This window comes from Pseudomonas sp. Emmai (assembly GCF_055179735.1).
On sequence record NZ_CM143685.1, the window covers coordinates 581,611 to 603,806 of the forward strand.

The 22,196-nt window shown below is 61.4% G+C and carries 18 protein-coding genes; 9 read left to right on the forward strand and 9 right to left on the reverse strand.

Annotation, left to right across the window (positions count from 1 at the left end; genetic code table 11):
* Positions 1-223 precede the first annotated feature (223 nt).
* From ACY4LX_RS02580 to ACY4LX_RS02590, 3 genes are all read left to right on the forward strand, one after another.
* Complete coding sequence (locus ACY4LX_RS02580; RefSeq protein ID WP_463259094.1) at positions 224-2,152, forward strand: RecQ family ATP-dependent DNA helicase; 1,929 nt, start codon at positions 224-226, stop codon at positions 2,150-2,152.
* A 115-nt stretch (positions 2,153-2,267) separates the two neighbouring features.
* On the forward strand, positions 2,268-3,494 hold the full coding sequence (locus tag ACY4LX_RS02585; protein WP_463259095.1) for a 3-hydroxyacyl-CoA dehydrogenase: 1,227 nt from the start codon (positions 2,268-2,270) through the stop codon (positions 3,492-3,494).
* Positions 3,495-3,626: 132 nt separating this feature from the next.
* Positions 3,627-4,046: an acyl-CoA thioesterase gene (locus ACY4LX_RS02590; RefSeq protein ID WP_149659050.1), complete on the forward strand. Its 420-nt coding sequence runs from the start codon at positions 3,627-3,629 to the stop codon at positions 4,044-4,046.
* Positions 4,047-4,115: 69 nt separating this feature from the next.
* Here the strand turns inward: ACY4LX_RS02590 and ACY4LX_RS02595 are convergent, their stop codons facing one another.
* The 4 genes from ACY4LX_RS02595 to ACY4LX_RS02610 all read right to left on the reverse strand — a co-directional run bounded on the left by ACY4LX_RS02595 (position 4,116) and on the right by ACY4LX_RS02610 (position 9,152).
* Entirely contained in the window at positions 4,116-4,601 is a 486-nt protein-coding gene (locus ACY4LX_RS02595; protein ID WP_463259096.1) for a glycine zipper domain-containing protein, read from the reverse strand.
* 386 nt (positions 4,602-4,987) lie between these two features.
* A complete protein-coding gene (locus ACY4LX_RS02600; RefSeq protein WP_463259097.1) occupies positions 4,988-7,336 on the reverse strand; it encodes an FdhF/YdeP family oxidoreductase in 2,349 nt (782 codons plus the stop codon).
* On the reverse strand, positions 7,333-8,172 hold the full coding sequence (gene fdhD / locus ACY4LX_RS02605; protein WP_149659053.1) for a formate dehydrogenase accessory sulfurtransferase FdhD: 840 nt from the start codon (positions 8,170-8,172) through the stop codon (positions 7,333-7,335). The genes ACY4LX_RS02600 and fdhD overlap by 4 nt, the downstream gene beginning before the upstream one ends.
* A gap of 92 nt (positions 8,173-8,264) precedes the next feature.
* On the reverse strand, positions 8,265-9,152 hold the full coding sequence (locus ACY4LX_RS02610; RefSeq protein WP_463259098.1) for a LysR family transcriptional regulator: 888 nt from the start codon (positions 9,150-9,152) through the stop codon (positions 8,265-8,267).
* A 136-nt stretch (positions 9,153-9,288) separates the two neighbouring features.
* Between ACY4LX_RS02610 and lysM the strand changes: the two genes are divergently transcribed.
* Positions 9,289-9,738, forward strand: coding sequence for a peptidoglycan-binding protein LysM (gene lysM / locus ACY4LX_RS02615; protein WP_149659055.1), 450 nt, complete (start codon positions 9,289-9,291; stop codon positions 9,736-9,738).
* Positions 9,739-10,241: 503 nt separating this feature from the next.
* Here lysM and yrfG read toward each other — a convergent pair.
* Complete coding sequence (gene yrfG / locus ACY4LX_RS02620; RefSeq protein WP_463259099.1) at positions 10,242-10,904, reverse strand: GMP/IMP nucleotidase; 663 nt, start codon at positions 10,902-10,904, stop codon at positions 10,242-10,244.
* A gap of 90 nt (positions 10,905-10,994) precedes the next feature.
* Here yrfG and nudE point away from each other — a divergent pair, with 90 nt between their 5' ends.
* Together nudE and cysQ are read left to right on the forward strand one after the other, a co-directional pair.
* Positions 10,995-11,561 (forward strand): ADP compounds hydrolase NudE, encoded by a 567-nt coding sequence (nudE, locus tag ACY4LX_RS02625; protein WP_133837780.1) that lies wholly within the window; start codon positions 10,995-10,997, stop codon positions 11,559-11,561.
* Positions 11,558-12,391: a 3'(2'),5'-bisphosphate nucleotidase CysQ gene (cysQ, locus tag ACY4LX_RS02630; protein ID WP_463259100.1), complete on the forward strand. Its 834-nt coding sequence runs from the start codon at positions 11,558-11,560 to the stop codon at positions 12,389-12,391. Before nudE ends, cysQ begins: the two co-directional genes overlap by 4 nt.
* Before the next feature lie 116 nt (positions 12,392-12,507).
* On the opposite strand, the gene ACY4LX_RS02635 is transcribed toward cysQ, so the two are convergent.
* The 4 genes from ACY4LX_RS02635 to rfbC form a co-directional block, all read right to left on the reverse strand.
* Positions 12,508-12,963, reverse strand: coding sequence for a YiiD C-terminal domain-containing protein (locus tag ACY4LX_RS02635; protein ID WP_463259101.1), 456 nt, complete (start codon positions 12,961-12,963; stop codon positions 12,508-12,510).
* Positions 12,964-13,003: 40 nt separating this feature from the next.
* Complete coding sequence (locus ACY4LX_RS02640; RefSeq protein WP_149659059.1) at positions 13,004-14,398, reverse strand: sigma-54-dependent transcriptional regulator; 1,395 nt, start codon at positions 14,396-14,398, stop codon at positions 13,004-13,006.
* Positions 14,395-16,203: a sensor histidine kinase gene (locus tag ACY4LX_RS02645; protein WP_463259102.1), complete on the reverse strand. Its 1,809-nt coding sequence runs from the start codon at positions 16,201-16,203 to the stop codon at positions 14,395-14,397. The genes ACY4LX_RS02640 and ACY4LX_RS02645 overlap by 4 nt, the downstream gene beginning before the upstream one ends.
* Before the next feature lie 104 nt (positions 16,204-16,307).
* Positions 16,308-16,853 (reverse strand): dTDP-4-dehydrorhamnose 3,5-epimerase, encoded by a 546-nt coding sequence (gene rfbC, locus ACY4LX_RS02650; RefSeq protein WP_149659061.1) that lies wholly within the window; start codon positions 16,851-16,853, stop codon positions 16,308-16,310.
* Between the two features lie 165 nt (positions 16,854-17,018).
* On the opposite strand from rfbC, the gene ACY4LX_RS02655 reads away from it, so the two are divergent.
* The 3 genes from ACY4LX_RS02655 to aguA all read left to right on the forward strand — a co-directional run bounded on the left by ACY4LX_RS02655 (position 17,019) and on the right by aguA (position 22,158).
* On the forward strand, positions 17,019-19,931 hold the full coding sequence (locus tag ACY4LX_RS02655) for an aminotransferase (RefSeq protein ID WP_463259103.1): 2,913 nt from the start codon (positions 17,019-17,021) through the stop codon (positions 19,929-19,931).
* Positions 19,932-20,167: 236 nt separating this feature from the next.
* Positions 20,168-21,046: an N-carbamoylputrescine amidase gene (gene aguB / locus ACY4LX_RS02660; protein ID WP_149659063.1), complete on the forward strand. Its 879-nt coding sequence runs from the start codon at positions 20,168-20,170 to the stop codon at positions 21,044-21,046.
* Between the two features lie 5 nt (positions 21,047-21,051).
* On the forward strand, positions 21,052-22,158 hold the full coding sequence (gene aguA, locus ACY4LX_RS02665) for an agmatine deiminase (RefSeq protein ID WP_463259104.1): 1,107 nt from the start codon (positions 21,052-21,054) through the stop codon (positions 22,156-22,158).
* The last annotated feature ends 38 nt before the right edge of the window (positions 22,159-22,196 follow it).

A 22,196-nucleotide genomic window follows, 5' to 3' on the forward strand; every position in this document is an offset into this window, starting at 1 on the left:
GATGGGAGGTGCGCGGACAGTGGTTTTGTGAGGACGAACATTACCTGCAGATCGGCTGGTGCCGCGAGAGCCTAAAGTGTTTCGTTTGTTTCATTCTGTGGCAAAAGCCCTGGGCGGCGAAGGCTGTATCATCCCGTATCGTTTTGGTCCCCGACCTTTTCTCGACTCGCTGCAATCGCCGGCTAGGCTTTTGGCATCGCAGCAGTCAACGGAGTGACAGCTTATGCACAACACCCTGGAACAGGTTTTCGGTTATCCACAGTTTCGGCCCGGCCAGGAGGCAGCGGTCAGCGCGGTGTTGGCCGGGCGCTCGGCAGCGGCGATTTTCCCTACCGGCTCGGGCAAGTCCCTGTGTTATCAATTGCCGGCGCTATTGCTGCCGCACCTGACGTTGGTGGTGTCGCCACTGCTGGCGTTGATGCAGGATCAGTTGGCGTTCCTGCAACGCCATGGCATTTCGGCGGGCAGTATCGATTCGGCCCAGAGCCGCGACGACGCCAGTGACGTGATGGCCCGGGCCAAGTCGGGCGAGTTGAAGATTCTGATGATTTCCGTGGAGCGCCTGAAGAACGAGCGCTTCCGCAATTTCTTGCAGCAGGTGCCGATCTCGCTGCTGGTGGTGGACGAGGCGCACTGCATCTCGGAATGGGGCCACAACTTCCGCCCCGACTACCTCAAGCTTCCGGACTATCAGCGCCAGTTCAACATCCCCCAGGCCTTGCTGCTGACCGCCACGGCGACGCCCAAAGTCATCGCCGACATGGAGGCGAAATTCGCCATTGCCCCCGAAGACGTGGTGACCACTGGTTTCTATCGGCCGAACCTCAACCTGCTGGTGGAACCGGTGCGCGGCCAGGACAAACGCCGACGTCTGGTTGAGTGGATGAGCCAGCGTCCCGGCCAGCCGAGCATCGTCTACGTCACCCTGCAGAAAACCGCCGAGCACATAGCCGAGCATCTGGGCCGCAACGGCATTCAGGCCGAGGCCTATCACGCCGGTTTACCCCATGAACAACGGGAAGGCATTCAGAAGCGCTTCATGGGCGGGCAGTCGAATTGCATCGTCGCCACCATTGCGTTCGGGATGGGCATCGATAAAAGCGACATCCGCAACGTCGTGCATTTCGACCTGCCCAAATCCATCGAAAACTACAGCCAGGAAATCGGTCGCGCCGGGCGTGACGGGCAGCCCTCCGACTGCCTCGTCTTAGCCAACCGCGACAGCCTCAACGTGCTGGAAAACTTCGTCTACGGCGACACGCCGGAACGGGATGGCATTCGCTGCGTGCTCGACGAGTTGCAAGCGGCTGCTCCCGAAGGTCAATGGGAGTTTCTGCTGGGGCCGTTGGCGGATCAGAGCAACATTCGTCAGTTGCCGCTCAAGACCTTGCTGGTGCAATTGGAGCTGCGCGGAATCATCGCTCCGCGCTATGCCTATTACGCGGAATACCGTTTCAAATATTTGCAGGAACCCGAGGCGTTGCTCGCCCGTTTCGAGGGTGAGCGCAAGGATTTCGTCGCGGCGATTATCCAGACCTCCACCCGTGCGCGGACCTGGGCGACGGTGAATTTCGATGCGCTGTACGAGCAGCATTCGGCCGAGCGCAATCGGGTGGTCAAGGCGCTGGATTATTTCCAGGAGAAGGGCTGGGTCGAACTGGAAAGCAAGCAGATGACCGAGGTCTACAGCCTGCTGCAAACCGGTTTTGATGCCCAGGCCCTGAGCGAAGAGCTGCACGCCTACTTCACTCGGCATGAGCAAACCGAGATCGCACGGATCCACGCGATGCTCGATCTGTTCGCCACCGATCACTGTCTGGGTTATCGCCTGGCCGAATATTTCGGCGACGAAAACGCACCCCGGCAGTGCGGGCATTGTTCGGTGTGTCACGGGGATGTGGCGCGGCTGCCGGCACCGCCAGAGTTGCCAGCGCTTGTGGATAAAAACTTTGAAGCGCTGTGTGGTGACTTTATCCACAGGCATGAGCAGCACACCGGGTATTTTCCGTCGGCGGAGCGGGTGACGCGGTTTCTGTGCGGGATCAGTGTGCCGTTGTTTACCAAGCTCAAGGCGCGATCGATTCCGGGCTCGGGTGCGCTGGAGGATTATCCGTATGCCGATGTGCGGGAATGGGCGCAGGCGCATCTCTGATGCCTTGGGGCGCATCCATCCCCTGAATGTCTCCCATCACACGAATAAATTTCAAAAACGTGCGATGGCTGACTATGGTGAAGGCTATCCCTGAGCCGCCAACAAGAGAACAACAATGAGCCAGACGCCGTTCGATATTCAGCGCGCCGCCGTGATCGGCGCGGGCACCATGGGCCGAGGCATTGTCATGTGCCTGGCCAATGCCGGGGTGCCGGTGCAGTGGGTCGATAACAATCCGCAGATGCTGGAACAGGCGCTGGCCGCCGTCGCTGAGACCTACGCCAATAATGTGCGCCAGGGCCGGATCGATCAGGCTGAAGCCGATGCTCGTATTGCGCGGATAAAATCGGCTGCCGATTACGCGGCAATCCGTGATGTCGATCTGGTGATTGAAGCGGTGTACGAAAACCTCGAATTGAAGCAGAAAATCTTCCGTGAACTGGATGGCCTGCTTAAGCCCGAAGCGATCCTGGCCAGCAACACGTCGGCGCTGGACATCGACGCGATTGCCGCCGCCACTCGCCGGCCGAATCAAGTGCTGGGCCTGCACTTCTTCAGCCCGGCGCACATCATGAAACTGCTGGAGATCGTTCGCGGTGCGCAAACCGCTCCGGCAGTGCTCGATGCCGCGCAGGATCTGGGCAAGCGCATGGGCAAGGTCAGCGTCGTGTCGGGCAACTGTCACGGTTTTATCGGCAATCGCATGCTGCATACCTACGTGCTCGAGGCGCGCAAGATGCTGCTAGAAGGGGCTTTCCCCTATCAGGTGGACGCGGCGCTGCAAGGCTTCGGTTTCGCCATGGGGCCGTTTCGCATGTACGACGTGGTCGGCATCGATCTGGAATGGCGGGCCCGCGAACTGGCCGGTAAAGGTCAGGATGCGCCCGAGGTTCAGATCGACAATCGCTTGTGTGAGTTGGGACGGTTTGGCCAGAAGAGCGGCAACGGTTATTACCACTATGAGCCGGGCAGCCGGCAGGCTGAGCACGATGTGGAGGTCGATGCGCTGGTGTTGAAGGTCAGCGAGGGTTTGGGCTTCCAGCGGCGTGAGATCGGGCCTGAGGAGGTGCTGGAGCGGTGTTTGCTGGCGCTGGTCAACGAAGGGGCGAAGATTCTTGAGGAAGGCATTGCCGCATCAGCCCATGACATTGACCTGGTTTACCTCAATGGCTATGGCTTCCCGGCGGACAAGGGCGGGCCGATGGCCTGGGCGGATCAGCAGGGATTGGCGGATATTCATCAGCGGTTGCTGGCGCTGGAAACCCGGCAGGGCGATCAGTGGAAGCCGGCGCGGTTGATTGGGGAGTTGGCGGCGGTGGGTGAGGGGTTTGCCGACAGGTAGACTCCGCCTGTTTGATCGTTCCCATGCTCCGCGTGGGAACGCCTCCATGGACGCTCTGCGTCCGCTGTTGGGACGCAGAGCGTCCCGGGCTGCATTCCCACGCAGAGCGTAGGAACGATCTTCGAGAACCCCATGAACCAACGCACCGACTACCCGCACTTCCAGCCCATCACCACCCGCTGGCATGACAACGACGCCTATGGTCACGTCAACAACGTCACCTACTACAGCTTTTTCGACACGGCCGTGAACACCTACCTGATCGAAGTGGGCGGGCTGGATATCCATGACGGCGAAGTGGTGGGTTTTGTGGTGAGCTCGGCGTGCGATTACTTTGCGTCCATCGCTTTCCCGGATCGCATCGAGATCGGCCTGCGGGTTGGCAAGTTGGGCAACAGCTCAGTGCAGTACGAACTGGCCGTGTTCAAGCAAGGTGAAGAGGAAGCCTGTGCGGCTGGGCGCTTTGTGCATGTGTTTGTGGATCGGGCGTCGAATCAGCCGGTGGCGATTCCAGCCGGATTGCGCGGGGCGCTGGAACGGTTGGTGGTTTGACAGGCCAAAAAAAATCGCAGCCCTGGGGCTGCGATTTCTGACCTACCTGACCGCGAAGCCGTGCCGGCCTCAGCGATGACGATAGTATTTGTGATGCTTGCGGTGGCCATAGGCATGACCGCGACCCCGGTGGTCGTCACGGTAGTAACGACGGTCATCGCGACCCCGATACGAACGACGATCGTCATCCTCATTGCTCTTGTTGCCCATGTAGTTACCCAGCGCGCCACCAGCGCCACCGCCGGCTGCGGAGCCGATCAGGCTGCCGGTGCCGCCACCCAGGCTGCGACCGACCACGTTACCGCCCGCTGCGCCCAACGCACCGCCAATAGCGGCTTCGCCACGGCTGCGTTTGTCGGCGCCGACGGCACTACCACCCGCGCCGCCCAGGGCCGCGCCAATGGTGGAACCGGTATTGCCGCCTAGTGATTGACCGACGACCGAGCCCAAAACCCCGCCCAATGCGCCGCCCACACCTGCTTCGGTGGTGCCTCCGGCAGAAGCTAAGCCACTGGCCAGGCTAAGGGACAACAAGAGAATCGAGGAGAACTTCATAGAGGAACCTCAAGGGGATGACGGCGCGATCCTGAGGCTGTGTCCTGATTGTGACAATCGAAATCCGACGAGTAACACGACTTGTACACAATTCTATAAGTTACTGTTTTTTGAGCGGAACTTAAGGGTTTTTCGCCGGTCTTTAGCTACTTCGGACAGGCCGTTTCTTTGCAGAAACGGCCTTTTTTGTGGGCGATTGGAAAGTGAATTACCGCTGAAATCAGAGGTGAACATCATCCTGTGGCGAGGGAGCTTGCTCCCGCTGGGTCGCGAAGCGGCCCCCAAAAAGCAGCAAACCCAATCTACCAGATAGATTGGGTTGGCCGGATTTGCGACTGCTGCGCAGCCGAACGGGAGCAAGCTCCCTCGCCACAGTGGTATGTGCGTTACGCCGACTTCGCGAAGATCAACCCCGTCTCACTGGCCATTTCCAACCGGATCGCCACAAATTTCGATGTCGGTGTATGGCTGCCATCCCCGGTGCTTTCCAGCGGCACCAGCGGATTCACTTCCGGGTAATACGCCGCCGCCTGGCCCGCCGGAATATCAAACGCCAGCAGCGTAAAGCCTTTCACCCGACGCTCACGACCATCGTCCCAGATCGACACGATGTCAGCCTTCTGCCCCGGTTTGAACCCCAGGCGAATGATGTCCGCTTCGTTCACGAACAACACATCCCGCTGACCCTTCACCCCGCGATAACGGTCATCCAGACCATAAATCGTGGTGTTGTACTGATCGTGGGAACGCAGCGACTGCATGATCAGGTCCGGCAACACACCCGTGGCACGCGCGCGTTCGTGCACCAGGTCTTTCGGCAAAACGTTTGCACGGAAATTGGCCCGTCCCGACGGCGTGTTCCACTTGCGCGCACCGGCACTGTTGCCGAGGTAGAAGCCGCCCGGATTTTTCACCCGCTCGTTGAAATCGCGAAAACCCGGAATGGTGTCGGCGATCAGGTCGCGGATGCGGTCGTAGTCGGCCACCAGCCAGTTCCAGTCCACCGGTTTGCTGCCCAGAGTCGCGGCGGCGATGCCGGCGATGATTGCCGGCTCCGAACGCATCTGCTTCGACAGCGCCTGCAACTGACCGTTGGAGGCGTGGACCATGCTGAACGAATCTTCCACGGTGACGGCTTGCGGGCCTTCGGTCTGGATATCGATGTCGGTGCGGCCCAGGCACGGCAGGATCAGCGCTTCTTTACCGTGGGCCAAGTGGCTGCGGTTGAGCTTGGTGCTGATTTGCACAGTCAGGTCGCAATTGCTCAGGGCCTGAAAGGTGCGCGGGCTGTCCGGGGTGGCTTGGGCGAAGTTGCCGCCCAGGCCGATGAAGACTTTGGCGCGACCGTCGGCCATGGCGTGAATCGCCTCGACCACGTTGTGACCGTTGTCGCGTGGCACCTTGAACTGGAAGCGACGTTCCAGGGAATCGAGGAACGCCACCGGCGGACGCTCGTTGATGCCCATGGTCCGGTCGCCCTGCACGTTACTGTGACCGCGCACCGGGCACAGACCGGCACCCGGCCGACCGATGTTGCCGCGCAGCAGCATCAGGTTGGCGATTTCCTGGATGGTCGCCACCGAATGGCGATGCTGGGTAATGCCCATCGCCCAACACATGATGACGTTCTTGGCCTTGGCGTACATGCGCGCCGCTTGCTCGATTTCCACCAGCGGCAGGCCGGACTGCTCGACGATCTGCTCCCATGGCGTGTCGTCGACGATGCCCAGGTACTCCAGTACGTTGACGCTGTGTTCATTGAGGAAGTCGTGGTCGAACACCGCAGGCTCACCGGCCTTCTGCGCATCGCGCTCCCATTGCAGCAGGAACTTGGCCATGCCGCGCATGATCGCCATGTCGCCGCCCAGGGCCGGACGGAAGTACGCGGTGTTGGTCGGCTTGTCGCTGTTGGTGAGCATTTCGATCGGGTGTTGCGGGTGCTGGAAACGTTCCAGGCCACGCTCTTTCAGCGGGTTGATGCACACCACTTGGGCGCCGCGTTTTACCGCTTCGCGCAGGGGTTCGAGCATCCGTGGGTGGTTGGTGCCCGGGTTCTGGCCCCAGACAAAAATCGCATCGGCATGTTCGAAATCGTCGAAGGTCACGGTGCCTTTGCCGACGCCAACGCTCTGCGCCAACGCCACACCACTGGCCTCGTGGCACATGTTCGAGCAGTCGGGGAAGTTGTTGGTGCCGTAGCTGCGCACGAACAATTGATAGAGGTACGCCGCTTCGTTGCTGGCGCGGCCCGAAGTGTAGAACTCGGCCTGGTTCGGGCTCGACAGGCCCTGCAAATGTTTGGCGATCAAGGCGAACGCCGCGTCCCAGCTGATCGGCTTGTAGCGATCGGTTTCGGCGTCGTAGCTCATCGGCTCGGTCAAACGGCCTTGGTACTCAAGCCAGTAATCACTCTGTTCCAGCAAGGAGCTGACGCTGTGTTTGGCGAAGAATGCGCCATCGACACGACGTTTGGTCGCTTCCCAGTTCACTGCCTTGGCGCCGTTCTCGCAGAACGCCACCATGCCGGCTTCATTGGAGTCGCCCCAGGCGCAACCGGGGCAGTCGAACCCGCCGTTCTTGTTGGTCTTGAGCATCATGCGCAGGTTTTTCAGTGCGTTGTCACTGGTCAACCAAGCCCGGGCCACGCTGGCCAGTGCGCCCCAACCACCGGCCGGACCCTTGTAAGGCTTGTAACGCGGAACGGGTGTCTGGTCGGCTTGATTGTGTTGACTCACGCTTGATTCTCCAACGCAGGGCTGTAGACCCGCGGCGCACTTTTTTGCGGCAGGTGGATGAGGTTGAGGTTGTGCCGACGGGCCCATTGCACGGCAAGGCCGGTGGGCGACGATAGGCTGACCAGGGTTTGAATCCCGGCGCGCAGCACTTTCTGGATCAGTTCGAGGCTGCAACGGCTGGTGACAATCGCCACGCCGCCCGCAGTCGGGATGTTCTGGCGGATCAAGCCGCCGATGAGCTTGTCGAGGGCGTTGTGCCGGCCGATGTCTTCGCGACCCATCAACAATTCGCCCTGGCCGTTCATGAACACCGCCGCATGCACGGCGCCGCAATGCTGGCCCAGCGGCTGGAAGGCGCCGATGCGCTGGCGCAGGCCATCGAGCCATTCGGCGGGCGGCAACGGCGCGCCGGGCAGCACTTTGAGGTCGGGCAACGCTTGTTCCACCGCTTCCACGCCACAGAGCCCGCAACCGCTGGTGCCGGCCAGTTGCCGACGTTGCTGCTTGAGGTTCCAGAAGGCGCGGTTGGCGATGGTCACTTGCGCGTATTGCGCCGAACCCTCGCCGGTCAATTGCAGGTCATAGATGTCGGTGGCGTCTTCGATGATGCCGCTGCCGAGGCTGAAACCGACGATGAAGTCTTCAAGATCGGTTGGCGTGACCAACATGACGGCCTGGCTGATGCCGTTGTAGGCAATCGCCAACGCGACTTCCTCGGCCAGCGCGGTGCTGTCCGAATCGGTGTATTGAAGGTCGCTGTAACTGTAAGTCTGGCTTGCGTCTGGCGCGGGCGTTTCGAGTGCGGGCGCCGCGCTCGCAGGGCGCTTGGCGTTCATGGCATCACCAACGGATTGATCAGTTGTAAGACTAGGCGCGTCAACATGTCGCGTCTAATCACTAGTACTGATGTACCGATAGATGACGTCGATCAAGAACCTGTCGACGATTTCTGATAGATCGCAAAACAGGCTTCCGCCAATGCCGAACGCGGGGCGCTACGACGCATGATCAGCCCCAGCCGGCCTAGGGTTTGCGCGTTTTCGATGGGTTGCAGGCGTAGATGGTCGGTGAGATTTTCCAGGCCGCCCTCCAGAGGCATCACCGCGCAACAGAAGCCGCCATGCACCGCTTGTAATAACTGGTGGACTGCGTCGGTTTGCAGCAACGGTTGGGGCGTCAGTCCGCGACTGTGGAAGTTGTGGTCGATGGACTGGCGAAAGTGCATGCCGCTGGTGAGCATGCCCAAGGGCAATTCGATCAGTGATTCCCAACTCAGCGGCGCCTCGCCGAAGGTGTAGAAACGCTGGTCATAGAGCAAGCCCATGCGGGTTTCGCTGAAGGCCAGGGAATCGAAGCGCTCGCCGTCGAGACGCTCCAGGTAGGACACGCCGAGGTCCAGCCGATTGTTCGCCAGTTGTTCGAGGATCTGCTCGGAACTCAGCGCCGACAGTTCGAAGCGCAGGTTCGGGTGTTCGGCGTGCAGGCGTTGCATCAACGGCAGCGGGTCGAAGCTCGACAGCGGCACCACGCCCAGGCGCAACGTCCCCACCAGATTACCGCGACACGCCGCCGCCTCGGCCTGCAACCCGTCGTAAGCCGCCAACACCGTGCGCGCCCAGGCCAACACCCGTTCGCCCGGCGCGGTGAAGCCTTCGAAGCGCTGGCCGCGATTGACCAGCGGCAGCTCCAGTTCTTCTTCGAGGCTGCGCAGGCGCATGGACAGGGTTGGCTGGGTGATGTGACAGCGCGCGGCGGCTTGGCCGAAGTGCCGGGTTTCGTCGAGGGCGATGAGGAATTTGAGCTGCTTGATGTCCATCTTCGCTCCAGGGCGCGGGCAGGGTTTGCGATTCTAGCGCTTGCGCGGGGTGGGGTCATTGGTCGGGTTGGAACCAGGGCTTGCAGGCTTGGTCTAGTCTTTTGCGTCTGGACCCTTATCCCATGGAGAGAACACGATGAGCCTTTTCAGCTTTTTAAAAGATGCCGGTGAAAAAATCCTTGATGCGCTGACGCCGGACAAGGCCGAGGCCAACAGCGAGGCGCTGACCAAGCACGTCAAGGATGCACTGACGGGCATCGATACTTCCAAGATTCAAGTGAAGGTCGAAGGCGATAAAGTCATTGCTACAGGCGAAGCCGCGACACAGGAAGAGAAAGAAAAAATCCTGCTGTCGCTGGGTAACGTAGCCGGTGTCAGTGGCGTTGATGATCAGATCACTGTGACGGGAGGAGTGGCCACGCCAGCGAAATTCGTCACGGTCGAGAAGGGCGACACGCTCAGCGCGATTTCCAAGCGTGTGTATGGCGATCCGAACAAGTACGACAAAATCTTTCAGGCCAACAAGCCGATGCTCAAGGATCCGAACAAGATCTATCCGGGGCAGTCGTTGCGGATTCCTGAGTAAGGCTCAAGACCTGTGGCGAGGGGGCTTGCCCCCGTTCGGCTGCGAAGCAGTCGTAAAGATTTTAGGGTCGCTTCGCAACCCAACGGGGGCAAGCCCCCTCGCCACAATTGATCGTTCCCACGCTCAGCGTGGGAGTGCCTCAACGGACGCTCCGCGTTCGGCTTTGGATGGGACGCGGAGCGTCCCGGGCTGCATTCCCACGCAGAGCGTGGGAACGATCAGAACAAAATCTTTCAGGCCAACAAGCCGATGCTCAAGGATCCGAACAAGATCTATCCGGGGCAGTCGTTGCGGATTCCTGAGTAAGGCTCAAGACCTGTGGCGAGGGGGCTTGCCCCCGTTCGGCTGCGAAGCAGTCGTAAAGATTTTAGGGTCGCTTCGCAACCCAACGGGGGCAAGCCCCCTCGCCACAATTGATCGTTCCCACGCTCAGCGTGGGAACGATCAGAAATGGCGCAAGACCTGTAGGAGCGAGGCTTGCCCGCGAAGCAGTCGACGCGGTTTCAGAGGCCTGCAATCAACTCCCGATAATCGACCACCGCCGCAAACTCCGCCGTGTCCTTCGGCCCTTTGCGGCTGTCCGGCTCGCTCACGGCCAACAGATGCGCCACGCCAAATTGGCGCGCACTGCGCAGGATCGGCAACGTATCGTCGATAAACAGGCTGCGCGCCGGATCGAAACCGATGTCCGCCTGCAAGGCATCCCAGAACTGCGGGTTTTCCTTGGCAAAACCATAATCGTGGGAGCTGATCAAACGCTCGAAATACGGCGCCAGTTCAATCCGTTCCAGCTTGAGTGACAGCGAATCGCGATGGGCGTTGGTGATCATCACCACACGCTTGCCGGCCTGCTTGATCGCCGCCAGAAAGGTATCGGCATCCGGGCGCAGGGCGATCAGGTGTGCGGTTTCCAGTTTCAGTTCGCGTACCGGGATATTCAGCTCGGCGCTCCAGAAGTCCAGGCAGTACCACTGCAACTGGCCGGCATTGCGCTCAAACAGCGGCTGCAATTCCATTTCCGCCATGGCCCGGCTCACTCCGTGCAACTCGGCATATCGCTGGGGCAGGTGTTCCATCCAGAAATGGTTGTCGTAGTGCAGGTCCAGCAGCGTGCCATCCATGTCCAGCAGAACGGTGTCGATGTCGCGCCAGGGCAGCAGGGACATAAAAAACTTCTCCAGCGGTAAAAAAGATATCCGGCTCAAACAATCAGGATAGGCCGGGTATAGTAACGCGCTTACGCCAAGGAGCCGTCTATGCGCCAGAAACCCACTGTCCTCGCCCGCGAGATCGTCGCCACCAGCCGTTTATTCTGCGTCGAAGAGCTGAAGCTGCGCTTTTCCAATGGCGTGGAGCGCACCTACGAGCGTCTGGTCGGCAAGGGCGCCGGGTATGGCGCAGTGATGATCGTGGCGATGCTCGATGCGGACCACGCGGTGCTGGTCGAAGAATATTGCGGCGGCACTGATGAATACGAATTGTCGTTGCCCAAAGGCTTGATCGAGCCAGGCGAAGACGTGCTGGCTGCGGCCGAGCGCGAGCTCAAGGAAGAGGCCGGGTACGGCGCGCGGCAGTTGGAGCATTTGACCGAGCTGTCGTTGTCCCCCGGTTACATGAGCCAGAAGATCCAGGTGGTCCTGGCCACCGACCTGTACGAAGAACGCCTGGAGGGCGACGAGCCTGAGCCGATGGGCGTGGACAAGGTCAACCTGCGCGAGTTGTCGGGCCTGGCCCAGAACCCCAAATTCACCGAGGGCCGCGCCTTGGCGGCGTTGTATCTGGCCCGTGACTTACTGACCCAACGTGGGGTGTTTTTGCCATGAAGTTGAATTTCCCCCATCCGTTGATGGCGCCGGTGGTTGAGCTGGCATTGAAGGCAGGCGATGCGATCCTGCCGTTCTGGCGTACTGGTACGGCCGTGACCGCAAAGTCTGATGATTCGCCGGTGACCGCCGCCGACCTGGCCGCTCATCATCTGATTCTGGCAGGGCTGACGGCACTGGATCCGAGCATCCCGGTGCTGTCCGAGGAAGACGCCGACATCCCCCAGAGCGTGCGCGCCGGGTGGCAGCGCTGGTGGTTGGTGGACCCGCTCGACGGGACCAAGGAATTCATTTCCGGCAGCGAAGAATTTACCGTCAACATCGCGCTGATCGAACAGGGTCGCGTGGTGTTTGGCGTGGTGTCGATGCCAACCAACGGGCGTTTCTACGTCGGTGGCGCCGGGTTGGGTGCGTGGCGTGGTGATCAAGGCGAAACGCCGTTGCCGATTCAGGTGCGCGACGTGCCGGCAGCCGGCGAGGCGTTTACCGTGGTGGCCAGTCGTCGGCATTCCAGCCCGGAGCAAGAGCACTTACTGGCGGGGCTGAGCGAAAGCCTGGGTGAACTGCAACTGGCCAATTACGGCAGCTCGCTGAAATTTTGCATGGTCGCCGAAGGGGCGGCGGATTGTTATCCACGCCTGGCACCGACTTCGCAGTGGGACACGGCGGCGGCGCAAGGTGTGCTGGAAGGGGCGGGCGGTGAAGTGCTGGATTTGAGTGGTGCGCCGTTCAGCTATCCGGCGCGGGAATCGTTGCGCAATGAGTTCTTTTTGGCGTTGCCGGCGAAGGCGGCGTGGCGGGAAAAACTGCTGGAGCTTGCACGCGGTTAAGATCGTTCCCACGCTCAGCGTGGTAACGCCTCAAGGGACGCTCCGCGTCCAGTGACGCGGAGCGTCACGGGCTGCATTCCCACGCAGAGCGTGGGAACGATCAATGTCAGCCCGGCTCAGCGGTGCAGGACGTATTGCCCGCTAAACGTCACCGCATTCTCCTCGCTCCCCACATTCACAATCCGCGACTGCAGCGTCAACCGCGCCCGGCCATAACGCTTGTACATCGCCACAAACTTCTTCCAGGTCACCGCGCCCGGTGCCTGGCATATGGCGATGGCATCGGTGGTCACCGGCAGCGGGTAATGGATCTGGCCTTCCTGAATCACGATGTGCCCGTCCTCAATCCCTTCTTCACGCAAGCGCAAATGCAGCCAGCCCCAACCCGCCAGTACCGCGCCGCAATACAGGCTGCCGCCGAACATGGTGCTTTTGTGATTGACGTTGGCCTCCAGCGGCAAGTGCAGGCGCAGTTGCTGGTCGTGCCAGTCGAGCACCCGGAGGCCCATGTCCCGCGTGAGGGGGATGTCGTGGTGCAGGATCGATTCCAGGTGACGACTGTCGCGGCTCATGCACGGTTCTCTTGTTTGAAGATGATGATGGGACGGTAGCTCAATCGAGGTCATCAGTGTGGCTGTGGGCGCCGCCGTCGGCGAAGTTCAGGCCGTGCTTGCGCAGTTTGTCGTGCAGGGTCTTGCGCGGAATGCCCAGGGCTTCGGCGAGGCTGCGCACCGAGCTGTGGGAGCGCGCCAGCTCGGCGGCAATCAGGGTTTTTTCGAAGTTTTCCACCTGCTCGCTGAGCCCGCCGCTGACCACTTCGACCGTGGTGCTGACGCCGCCGTCCGGAGCGCTGTTGTCCAGGGCCAGTTCCAGGCCGAGAGCAAAGCGTTCGGCGGCGTTTTGCAGCTCGCGGACGTTGCCTGGCCAGGTGTGGCGCAGCAGCAAAGCCCGTTGCCCCGGTTGCAGTTCGTGAGGCGGCAAACCGTGGCGGGCGCTGGCTTCGTCGGCGAAATGCTGGAACAGCATCAACGCGTCTTCACCGCGTTCGCGTAGCGGCGGAATGCGTAAGGGCGCGACGTTCAGCCGGTAATACAAGTCAGCGCGGAAACGTCCCTGATCGGCGGATTGGCGCAGGTCTTCCTTGGTGGCGGCGATGACGCGGATGTCCAGCGGGATCAGCTGATTGCCGCCCAACCGCTCGACCACGCGCTCCTGCAACATGCGCAGCAACTTCACCTGCACATCCAGGCTCATGCTTTCAATCTCATCGAGAAACAGCGTGCCGCCGTTGGCGAATTCGAACTTGCCGATGCGGCGTTTTTGCGCGCCGGTAAACGCGCCGGGTTCGTGACCGAACAACTCGCTTTCCACCACCGATTCGGCCAGGGCCCCGGCGTTGATCGCCACGAACGGACCGTTACGCCGGCTCGACAAATCGTGCAGCGCCCGCGCCACCACTTCTTTGCCGGCACCGGTTTCGCCGAGGATCAGCACGTCAGCCTTGGTCGCCGCCAGGGCGCCGATTTGCTCGCGCAGGCGCAGCATCGGTGCCGATTGCCCGACCAGTCGGGCGCTCAGTTCATTGCGGTCGCTCAGGGCCAGGCGCAGGCTGCGGTTGTCCAGCACCAACCGGCGCAAGGCCAGGGCGCGGCGCACGCTGTCGAGTAGGGCGTCGCTGGCGAAGGGTTTTTCCAGGAAGTCATAGGCCCCGGCGCGCATCGCTTGCACCGCCAGCGGCACATCGCCGTGGCCGGTGATCAGCAGCACCGGCAGCTCCGGGTCCTGGGCGTGCAGTTCGGTCAGCAGTTCGAGGCCGTCCATGCCGGGCATGCGAATGTCACTGACCACCACGCCCGGCCAGTCGCGCTCCAGTTGCCCGGCCAGGCCCTTGGCTTCGGCCAGGGGCAGGATTTTCAGGCCGGCCAGGTCCAGGGTCTGGCTCAGGGCCTGGCGCAAGTGCGGATCATCGTCGATCAACACGACCTGGATGCGGTTATCGATGGTCATGCACTTCGGTCCTCGGACGGTTGCAGGCTCACGCCGGGTGCGCCGGCGCGCAGCTTCAGGGTAATCAGGGCGCCGCCCTCCTTGTGGTTGGAGAACGACAGTTCACCACCGAAGGCGCGCATCAACGTGTCGCAAATCGCCAACCCCAACCCAAGGCCCTGGGTGCGGGTCTTGGTGGTGTAGAAAGGTTCGCTGGCGCGACCCAGGGCTTCCATGCAAAACCCCGGGCCGTTGTCGCGAATGTACAGGTTGACGCCATCGGCGGTGGATTGGGCACTCAGCCAGAGTTTACGCGGCGGACCTTTTTCGGTCAGGGCGTCGAGGGCGTTGGCCAGCAGGTTACCGAGCACCTGGCGCAACCGGGTTTCCCCGGCTTCGACCCACAACGTGGCCGCCGGCAGGTCGCGGATCAGCTCGACTTCCATGCTGCGCCGCCGCTTGGCCAGCAACGCCAGGGCATCGTCCAGCGCCGGTTGCAGGGCCACGCTTTCCGGGGCGTGGCGATCGCGGCGGGCGAAGGCGCGCAAGTGGGCGATGATCGAGGCCATGCGCCCGGTCAGTTCGCTGATCAGCTTGAGGTTGCCCCGGGCATCGTCGGTGCGCTGGTGATCGAGCAATACTTCGGCGTTTTCCGCGTAGCTGCGGATGGCCGCCAGCGGTTGATTGAGTTCATGGCTGATGCTCGCGGACATCGTCCCCAATGCTGACAACTTGCCGGCCTGCACCAGATCGTCCTGGGCGCGCACCAGTTCCTGCTGGGCGTGTTCGCGCTCCAGCACTTCCTGTTTCAGGCGCCGGTTGAGGCCTTCGAGGTCGCTGGTGCGCTCGGCCACCCGGCCTTCCAGTTCGCGGCGGGCCTTGGCTTCGAAGGCGATCCGCTCCAGGTAATGGCGACGGCGCTGCATCATCAGCCCGAGCAGCAACATCAACACCAGCAAGGTGGCGCCACCGATGGCCACGACCGTACGCACCGGGCGGTCGATCAGGGTGCGTGGCGCGAGGATGCTGACGTTCCAGCCGGTTTCCGCAATCGACTGGGTCTGGGTCAGCCAGGCATTGGGATTGAGCTTCAACGGTTGCGGATCGCGGGTCGGGTAGGGCTGGATCGCGCTGATGGCTTTGTTCTCGTCATCACTCAACGCGCGGGTGGAGCGAAAACGCCACTCGGGCCGCGACGTGAGAATGACCACGCCGTTGTGATCGGTCAGCAGCAGTTGTTCCGGGGTTTTGCCCCACAGGCTTTCGGTGTGATCGAGATCGACCTTGACCACCAGCACGCCGATGACTTTTTCGCCTTCGCGCACGGCGGCGGCGAAGAAGTAACCGCGCTTGGCCGAGGTGGTGCCCAAGCCGAAAAAGCGTCCGAGTCGCCCGGCCATGGCTTCACTGAAGTACGGCCGGAAGGAGAAATTGCGCCCGACGAAACTGTCGTGTTTGTCCCAATTGGACGCGGCGAGGGTCTTGCCGCTGGTGTTCATCAGGTACATGACTTCGGCGCCGGTCTGGGCGCTGATGTTTTTCAGCAGGCGGTTGGCGTTGCCTTGGGTGACGCCATCGTCAGGCGCCCCGAGCACGGCGCGTAAAGCGGGGAGGTCGCCGAGGATTTGCGGCAATACTTCATAACGGTGCAGGGTGCCCAGCAGGTTGGCGACGTAGAGGTCGAGGGTCTGACGATTCTGCCCGGCCAGTTCACTGCGGTAGTAGCGCTCGGCCAGATGCTGCAACGGCCACAGCAACGGTGCCAGGCACAGCGCGAGCAGGGCCAGGCTGCGCCAACGGGGTCTGCGGGGAAGGGTCGGAGTCATGGGCATCGAGCGCCTGGGGGGACAGGCGCATTATGCCTAGGGTTGCGGGCGCAGTCTGCGCAGCTGCGGCACCGCACGGCTGAAGTGAAGATTCAGGCAGGGTTTCAGGAAAAGACGTCAGCGTCCTTGAAGAACGCCGCCGCTGCATCCTTGCCCGACAGTTTTGGCGCCTCATCCAGTTGCCAGTCGATGCCCAGGTCCGGATCGTCCCAGCGAATGGCGCGTTCGGCCGACGGGGTGTAGTAGTCGGTGGTTTTGTAGAGGAATTCGGCGAACTCGCTTAGCACCACGAAGCCGTGGGCGAAACCTTCCGGGACCCACAGTTGACGATGGTTGTCGGCGGAAAGACGAACGGCGACCCATTTGCCGAAGTGCGGCGAGCTGCGGCGAATGTCCACCGCCACGTCGAGCACTTCACCGGCGGTGACGCGCACCAGTTTGCCCTGGGTATTTTCCAGTTGGTAGTGCAGGCCGCGCAGCACGCCTTTTTGCGAGCGGGAATGGTTGTCCTGAACGAACTGCGTGTTCAGACCGGTCGCTTCTTCGAAAGCCTTGGCGTTGAAGCTTTCGTAAAAGAAGCCACGCTCGTCACCAAATACCTTGGGCTCGATGATCAGGACACCGGGCAGGTCGGTGGTGACTACGTTCATGGGTTTTCTCCAGCGATAGAAAAGATGGGGGACATTCTTGCGCAAAGTGCTGGCGGGCGCGAGTGCGGCGATGTCTTTTGCCCCGTGCCGATCAGGGGCGGGGGGTTGCGTATCGGCCGCAGCGGTGGCGATATAAGCGCCTAATAAAATCTCAGGGGTCGTTGTATGCCGCTCGCCACGTTGATTCATCGCGCCAGTTTGCCCAGCCCGCAAGTGTCTGCGGAGCAAGCGTCAGCGCTGTTGCAGGCACATTACGGGTTGAGCGGGACATTGCAGGCCCTGGGCAGCCAGCAGGACCTGAACTACCGCGTCGACAGTGAACGCGGTCGTTTCGTCCTGAAAATCTGCCGGGGTGATTACTCGGCGCTGGAGCTGCAAGCCCAGCACGCGGGGCTCAAGCATTTGGCCGCACATCCCGATGTGCACGTGCCGCGCGTGATTGCCGCGAACAACGGTGCCGATCTGCTTTCTCTGGACATCGACGGGCAAGCGGTGCATGTGCGCCTGCTGGATTACATCGAAGGCCGGTCGCTGACTCACCTTGAGCACTTGCCGGGTTCGGTGGTCGCCGGTTTTGGTCGGCTCTGTGGCGAAATGGATCTGGCGCTGGCGGCCTTTGACCATCCGGGGCTGGAGCGCACGCTGCAATGGGACGCCCGCCATGCCAATGCCTTGATCGCCCACCTGTTGCCAGTGATTCAGGATGATCGGCAGCGCGGGTTGATTGCCGCCGCCGCCGAACAGGCCGAACGACGCTTGCTGCCGTTAGTGGCGAAACTGCCGGTGCAGGCGATTCACATGGACATCACCGACGACAACGTGGTCTGGCAGCGGGATTCGCAACGGCAATGGCAATTGCAGGGTGTGATCGATTTCGGCGACTTGATCCGGACCTGGCGCATTACCGATCTGTCCGTGACCTGCGCGGCGCTGCTGCACCACGCCGATGGCGACCCGTTCTGCATCTTGCCGGCGGTGCAGGCCTATCATGCGGTCAATCCGCTGCAGCATGAAGAGTTACAGGCGTTGTGGCCGTTGATCGTGGCCCGCGCGGCGGTATTGGTGCTCAGCGGCGAGCAGCAGGTCAGCATCGATCCGGGCAATGAGTACAGTCGTGACAACCTGACCCACGAATGGGAAATTTTCCGCGTCGCAACCTCGGTGCCGTTAGAACTGATGGAAGCGGCGATCCTGACCGCCGTCGGCCACAGCTTGCCGAGTATCGGCAGCGAAGGTTTCGCACCGTTGCTGCCGAGCCTGGTCGGCCGTGAATTTGCCTTGATCGATTTGGGCGTACTCAGCCCGCATTTCGAGGCCGGTAACTGGGAGCAAGAAGGGATCGATCAGCGCCTGCTGACGGAAGCTGCTACGGCCCACGGCCTGGCGGCCAGCCGTTATGGCCAATATCGGTTGTCTCGTACCCGACCGGACAGTGCCGACGAACCCGATACTTGCCCATTGCACGTCGAGTTATGCGTGCCACACGGCACGGCGGTTGAATCACCGTTTGCCGGGGTGGTTCACCAGCCATCGGCGGGGGTGTTGCAACTCGACGGTCCGCAACTGAGCGTGCGCCTGTGGGGTGTGACCCCGTCGCTGCACAGTGGCGCGGCGCTGGTCAAAGGCCAGGTGCTGGGTTCGGTCAGCGGGCCGCTGAGGGTGCAGTTGTGCCGAGGCGCTGCGTTCGATGCGCCATTGTTTTGCACGCCGTCCCGCGCCTTGGCCTGGCAGGCGTTGTGCCCGTCACCCGCGGTGCTGCTCGGGCTGGCTTGTGACGCTGAGGAGGAACTTGATTCGAAGACGTTGCTGGCACGTCGCGAGGCCAGTTTCGCCCGCACCCAAAAACACTATTACGTCGACCCGCCACGCATCGAGCGCGGCTGGCGTAATCACCTGATCGACATGCAGGGCCGTTCCTACCTCGACATGCTCAACAACGTCGCGGTGCTCGGCCACGGTCATCCGCGCATGGCCGCCGTCGCCAGCCGCCAGTGGTCGCTGCTCAACACCAACTCGCGGTTCAATTACGCGGCGGTGGCGCAATTCTCCGAACGCTTGTTGAAGTTGGCGCCGGATTCCATGGACCGTGTGTTTCTGGTCAACAGCGGTAGCGAAGCCAACGACCTGGCGATTCGTCTGGCGTGGGCGTATAGCGGCGGGCGCGACATGCTCAGCGTGCTTGAGGCGTATCACGGCTGGACGGTGGGCGCGGACGCGGTGTCGACCTCGATTGCCGACAACCCCAAGGCCTTGAGCAGCCGTCCCGACTGGGTGCATCCGGTGATTGCGCCGAACACCTATCGTGGCGAATTCCGTGGCCCGGACAGCGCGCCGGATTACGTGCGCAGCGTCGAACATAACCTGGCGAAAATCGCCGAACAGAAACGCCAGCTCGCCGGGTTCATCTGTGAACCGGTGTACGGCAATGCCGGCGGCATCTCGCTGCCGCCTGGGTATTTGCAGCAGGTTTACGCAATAGTCCGCGCTCAGGGCGGCGTGTGTATCGCCGATGAAGTGCAGGTCGGTTATGGCCGCATGGGCCACTTTTTCTGGGGCTTCGAAGAGCAGGGCGTGGTGCCGGACATCATCACCATGGCCAAGGGCATGGGCAACGGCCAGCCGCTGGGCGCGGTGATCACCCGCCGGGAAATCGCCGAGGCGCTGGAAGCCGAGGGTTACTTCTTCTCCTCGGCCGGGGGCAGTCCGGTCAGTTGCCAGATCGGCATGGCGGTGCTGGATGTCATGGAAGAAGAAAAGCTCTGGGAAAACGCCCAGGTCGTCGGCGGTTACTTCAAGGAACGGCTGGAAGCGTTGATCGACATTCATCCGTTGGTGGGTGCGGTACATGGTTCCGGTTTCTATCTGGGGGTCGAGCTGATCCGCAACCGCGACACCCTGGAACCGGCGACCGAAGAAACCACGGCGCTGTGTGACCGCTTGCGTGAGCTGGGGATTTTCATGCAGCCGACGGGGGATTTTCTGAACGTGCTCAAGATTAAGCCGCCGATGGTGACTTCGCGCCGGAGTGTGGATTTCTTTGTCGACATGCTTTCGAAGGTGTTGGGGGAAGGGTTGTAGGATTTGAGACCGCCTTCGCGGGCAAGCCTTGCTCCTACAGGTCGGTGGCGTTTACAAACCTGTAGGAGCAAGGCTTGCCCGCGAAGGCGTCCTCAAAACCGACGCTAAATATCGATTCTTATCGGCTTTTGATGGGTATATTTAGACGAAAGGCGTTCAAGTAACTTTTAAAGCCGATATTTATCGGCTATAAAGTCGCCATTGCCTACCTATAAAAAAGACCCAGGAGATGATTCATGAGCCGTATCGTTACCGTCGCCGCTACCCAGATGGCTTGTTCCTGGGACCTTGAAGCCAACATCGAGACCGCCGAGAAGCTGGTCCGCGAGGCCGCGGCCAAAGGTGCGCAGATCATCCTGATCCAGGAATTGTTCGAGGCGCCGTACTTCTGCCAGAAGCCGAACCCGGATTACCTGCAATTGGCCACGACCGTTGAAGACAACGTCGCGATCAAGCATTTCCAGAAAGTCGCCCAGGAACTGCAAGTGGTGCTGCCGATCAGCTTCTACGAACTGGCCGGCCGCGCCCGCTTCAACAGCATCGCGATCATCGATGCCGACGGCTCCAACCTCGGGATTTATCGTAAAAGCCACATCCCGGACGGTCCGGGCTACCACGAAAAGTACTACTTCAACCCGGGCGATACCGGCTTCAAAGTCTGGAACACCCGTTACGCGAAAATCGGCGTCGGCATCTGCTGGGACCAGTGGTTCCCGGAGTGTGCCCGCAGCATGGCGTTGCTCGGCGCGGAAATCCTGTTTTACCCGACCGCCATCGGCAGCGAACCCCATGACAAGACCATTTCGTCCCGCGATCATTGGCAGCGTGTGCAGCAGGGCCATGCCGGCGCCAACCTGATGCCGCTGATTGCCAGTAACCGCATCGGTAATGAGGAGCAGGACGGCTACGACATCACCTTCTACGGCTCGTCGTTTATCGCCAACCAGTTCGGCGAGAAAGTGCAGGAACTCGATAAAACCGAAGAGGGCGTGCTGGTCCACAGCTTCGACCTCGACGAACTGGAGCACACCCGCAGTGCCTGGGGCTCGTTCCGTGATCGTCGTCCGAACCTATACAATGCGCTCAAAACCCTCGACGGTTCCCTGGAGTCCTGATCCCAATGACCACTTTAAACAGCACCCCGCGCGCCGATGGCTTCTACATGCCCGCCGAGTGGGCGTCGCAAACCCAGACCTGGATGATCTGGCCCGAGCGCCCGGACAACTGGCGCCTGGGCGGCAAACCGGCGCAAGCCGCGCATGTTGCGGTGGCCAAGGCCATCGCGCGTTTTGAACCGGTGACCGTTGGTGTTTCTGCCGGGCAGTACGAAAACGCCCGCGCCCGCCTCGATGTGCCGAATATCCGCGTGGTCGAGATGTCCAGCGACGACGCCTGGGTTCGCGACACCGGCCCGACCTTCGTGATCAATCACAGCGGCGAAGTCCGTGGCGTGAACTGGGACTTCAACTCCTGGGGCGGTTTTGACGGCGGTCTGTACTCGCCGTGGAACCGTGATTCCCAGGTTGGCGGCAAGATCCTCGAGATCGAGCGCAGCCAACGCTACCGCACCGAGGGCTTCGTGCTTGAAGGCGGGTCGATTCACGTTGATGGCGAAGGCACCCTGATCACCACCGAAGAATGCCTGCTCAACCGCAATCGCAATCCGCACCTGAACCGTGCCGACATCGAAGCGGTGCTCAGCGCGAATCTGGCTGTGGATAAGATCATCTGGCTGCCGGACGGTCTGTTCAACGACGAAACCGACGGCCATGTGGATAACTTCTGCTGCTACGTGCGTCCGGGCGAAGTACTGCTGGCCTGGACCGATGACCCGCAGGACCCGAACTACCCGCGCTGCCAGGCGGCCATGAAGGTGCTGGAAAGCAGCACCGATGCCAAGGGTCGCCCGTTCACGGTGCACAAGATGCCGATTCCGGGGCCGCTGTATGCCTCCGAGGAAGAGTGCGCCGGTGTCGATCCCGTGGACGGCACCCAGGAGCGCAATCCTACCGTTCGCCTGGCGGGTTCCTACGTGAACTTCCTGATCGTCAACGGCGGCATTATTGCGCCGAGCTTCGACGATCCGCTGGACGGCCCGGCCAAGGAGATTTTGCAGAGCCTGTTCCCGCAGCACGAAGTGGTGATGGTGCCTGGCCGCGAATTGTTACTGGGAGGCGGTAACATCCACTGCCTTACCCAACAACAGCCCGCGCCGCACAACGAGTGAGTGCCGTTGTAACAGCCTGAGTTGATTGCAAAATCAGT